At 33.1% G+C, this 3522-nt stretch carries 5 protein-coding genes and 2 pseudogenes; all 7 read right to left on the reverse strand.

Translation table 11 applies throughout. From position 1 onward, the window contains the following. Positions 1–186: 186 nt before the first annotated feature. Positions 187–387: a hypothetical protein gene (locus DWX29_RS12295; protein WP_118565963.1), complete on the reverse strand. Its 201-nt coding sequence runs from the start codon at positions 385–387 to the stop codon at positions 187–189. 1 nt (position 388) lies between these two features. Then, positions 389–1396: pseudogene (locus DWX29_RS12865) on the reverse strand (RHS repeat-associated core domain-containing protein); the annotation flags it as partial. A 414-nt stretch (positions 1397–1810) separates the two neighbouring features. Then, the gene (locus tag DWX29_RS12305) at positions 1811–2170 is read right to left on the reverse strand and encodes an SMI1/KNR4 family protein (protein WP_279218283.1); all 360 of its coding nucleotides are present in this window, start codon (positions 2168–2170) and stop codon (positions 1811–1813) included. Between the two features lie 39 nt (positions 2171–2209). Beyond that, positions 2210–2491, reverse strand: coding sequence for a hypothetical protein (locus DWX29_RS12310; RefSeq protein ID WP_118565966.1), 282 nt, complete (start codon positions 2489–2491; stop codon positions 2210–2212). Positions 2492–2512: 21 nt separating this feature from the next. Further along, positions 2513–2647 (reverse strand): hypothetical protein, encoded by a 135-nt coding sequence (locus tag DWX29_RS13080; RefSeq protein ID WP_279218284.1) that lies wholly within the window; start codon positions 2645–2647, stop codon positions 2513–2515. Positions 2648–2737: 90 nt separating this feature from the next. Further along, positions 2738–3184 carry a DUF4274 domain-containing protein gene (locus DWX29_RS12315; RefSeq protein ID WP_118565967.1) on the reverse strand — a complete coding sequence of 149 codons (447 nt, stop codon included), beginning with the start codon at positions 3182–3184 and terminating at the stop codon, positions 2738–2740. A 35-nt stretch (positions 3185–3219) separates the two neighbouring features. After that, positions 3220–3522 (reverse strand): annotated as a pseudogene (locus tag DWX29_RS12320) (AHH domain-containing protein); the annotation flags it as partial.

Genomic DNA, 3522 nt, shown 5'->3' on the forward strand with positions numbered 1-3522 from the left:
TGCATCATACTCTGTTTTCGCTGCAACCTCTGCATTTTCATCCAGTGCCCATCTTGTGCAAAGTTAAACCAATATTTATTAATTTAACATCATAAAATCCTTAATTGCTTTGTAACAGCCACAATTATTAAATTTAATCGATGGATAAAATAGTATAATATTGAACCTCCGAAAGTATAATTCCAATTAAAGATAATAAAAAGCTATATCCTTAATTAGCTCAAGATCTTGTTCGTCATAATCTATTTTCTTTTCTTTACTTAATTCTGATAAAATATATTTTACGCTATCTGAATCATTTTTAATCAATTCTATCAAATCGTTTCTTTCGTCTAAATATTTATTAACTAAGTATATTATGTTATTAATTAGTATTTTTTTTTCCATATTAATCTTCTATTATGTCAACACTTTTAAAACGAATTGTGCCTTTATATATAAATTGCTGACAACCTCCTTTTCCATATTCAGGATAACACCTTGTAAACGGTTCTAATCCTGAACCTTTATCACCATATGTTTTAGGTACATACATTTCATCAATAACCTGCAAAGTATCAAATTCTCCTCTTAATTTGCAATTGCTCCATTCCGATGATATTTGAAATGCATTTTGCGCAGCACTAGCTGAATTGAATTTTTTAAATCCAAAATATGAACCTGGCGCACTCATAGATTTCATAGTTTGCTCTGCATATTTACTGTCCATATATCTATATCCAGTAGCCGGTACAATCTCTCCGTTGGGTTTAACATAAAAATCTGTCTTGCCAGTTGTTCTACCGCCCTCATACGACACGCTTCCTGCTTCATCTGCCATAAACCCTGCTAGTTTTCCGCTCTTTGCAGCATTTCGTATTCCTGCCACTCCAAGCCCTGCTCCTGCAAACATGTAGCCGTTTGCTGCTCCGTTTATGACCGTGTCCTTTAATTCTGATTTGCTGAAACTTCCATTGTTTAATGCATATATGCTGTAGAATGCTCCGTCTGTTGCCACTGATATTCCTGCTGACGCTATTACTGCTTCCGCTATTGCGGCTGCTCCCACTCCACTTGCTCCTGCAATTACTATTCCCGTTGTTCCTACGGCCGCCTTTGCCCATGTCGGCATGTTATCTATTTCACAGCATACCCTTGCATATAATCCAAGTCCACTTACGGCTCCGCTCTTTACAACGTTGAAGGCTGTTCCTCCTGCATTTCCAAGTGTGCTTATGTATGAGCATCCGTCTGGGTCTATGTAATAAAGTGGATTGTCTCCACAGTATGTGTAACCGTTCTGGGTCATCGGCTCAGTAATGCTTCCTGCTTTAGGGTCCTTCTGTATAAATTCCCTGTCTGTGGAATTGTACATTCTTGCTCCCGCATTCCAGTAGCCGGTTGTAATTTTTTCTTTCGTTTTGTTTCTAAATTCATTATATTCGTATTTACAATTTTATCTGTACTAGTAAGTCCATCGAATCAGCTGTAAGCAGTCTATGATTATGATAAATCACATAAATTGAAAACTTGGTTATTGCTCTATATCAGAAAACCGTACAGATACTAAGCTTTTCAAAGTATCTTTACGGTTCATATTGATAAATTAAGGATACAAATTACCACCTTTTCAAGTAAAAATATATGTTAATTTTACCGCTTTTTGAATCACATTATTAATAAATTATGTCGCTAATATCATTAATCATAATTTGTAATAATTCTCTTCCCTTATAAAGTCATCTGGAAATATACTACATTTTTTCCATTTTTCAAATAATTGAATTAGGAACTCCACAATACCACAACTATATATTTGTTTGTCTGCATATCACGAAGAAAAAATGACAATATCAACAGAATTCTCAGTGTAGTTCCAAAATAGTTCGTCACCATTATCTGTAACTCCCCATGGAAAAATGCCTTTTCCATCATCCCAGAATTCAAATTCACAAATTTCAGGTAGCTCTTTCTTCATTATTTCATATGCTTCTTTCATTTCATAAAATTTTTTAACTGTATTCAAATTTTCATATTTAGAGAACAGAGACAAAATCCACAAAAATTCATTTATTCCACCTTCACCATAATTATTAATAAAAAGTTTATAGTCAATTGGAAACCGAATATTAAACATATCTTCTATCCTTTCCCAATCGTAATTGTTTGTTTTTTTCAAGATATAAAACACTTTCTAATTTTTCTAACATAATAACCCCTACTTTCTATTTTAGTTTGTATCATTTTCTAACTTCTGTTTTACATATCTTGCTTTCTCTAAAATATTTTCCTTAGAGTAGTACATATTTGGAATTTTTAACTCATCATCATCTGAAAATCTTCCCGCCATTTCGCACAAATCACCAAATTCGCTATTCTCTTGCTCTGATAACTGCTCGTAGTCTACTTCTAAATCATATATTCTAGTAAATTCGAAACAAAATGTCTTTATATCGTATGTGTTATTCAACACTCCGTTAATTAAATACCACAATTGTTCTTTCTCTGTCATATTAATATCATAGCTCCTTTCTTATTTTTGTATTGCTGGAAGATTCCCCATTGCTTTTCTCGCATACTCAAAATGATATACCGTATCTGTAACTTCATCATACAAAACTTCCAAATTGTACATTTTCCCGTTTTTATACATAGTAGTGTAATACATTGTTGCTCTAGAGCCTCTTGCGTGCCATTGTAACATGGTCATTTGGGAATCGTTAGGAAAAATGTTACAAACTTATTACATAATTTAACACTATAAATCAATATCCAAGCATTTTCCTTCAATATTTTCAGTGAAAATATTTTCTTCCTCTGTTGTTACTTTTTTCAATTTAAAGAGCTGAACTTTTGATAATGGTACTTTAAATTGAATTTCTCCTCTTTGATATTCTCCTGTTAATATTGAATCATATAATCTTTTTATAAAAGAAGACCATTGTGGTAAATTAGCATTATCAGATTTGTCTTCTAAATAACTTAATCCATCAGCCCTATAAAAAATTAATAATGCTATACTTAAATCACATTTTTCATTATCTAAAACTGTTTGTGGAATATCAAAACCATTATCCCAATTATAATTATAAGCATAGACATATAAAATTTCTTGATCTTCCGTTTGAGAAATAATTCTTTTTACTTCATTGGTATCAGTATCGTACAATAATGCTTTTACATTTACAATTTTATTTTCGTCCATTTATTGAATCCTCTCTAAGCTACGTTGCCACAAATCTACAGTTGCACCTTGACTAGGATATAATGGCAATCCATTCCAATTCTTTGCAATACTGGATGATTTGTCATTTCTGCTGGAATAATATGCTGCGCCTGGTGTCCTGTCCAATTAGTTCCTCTAGGCAATGCCATGGATTCCATCATATTTTTCCCTAATTTTGTAGAATCTCCACCAGTAACGACACCTTCCATTCCTGGTATTAATCTTTCTCCTTTACCCCTCTCATACGACACGCTTCCGGCTTCATCTGCCATAAACCCTGCTAGTTTTCCACTCTTTGCTGCGTTTCGTATTCCGGC

It is taken from the genome of Eubacterium sp. AF19-12LB (genome assembly GCF_003479125.1).
Classification (GTDB): Bacteria; Bacillota; Clostridia; order Lachnospirales; family Lachnospiraceae; genus Eubacterium_U; species Eubacterium_U album.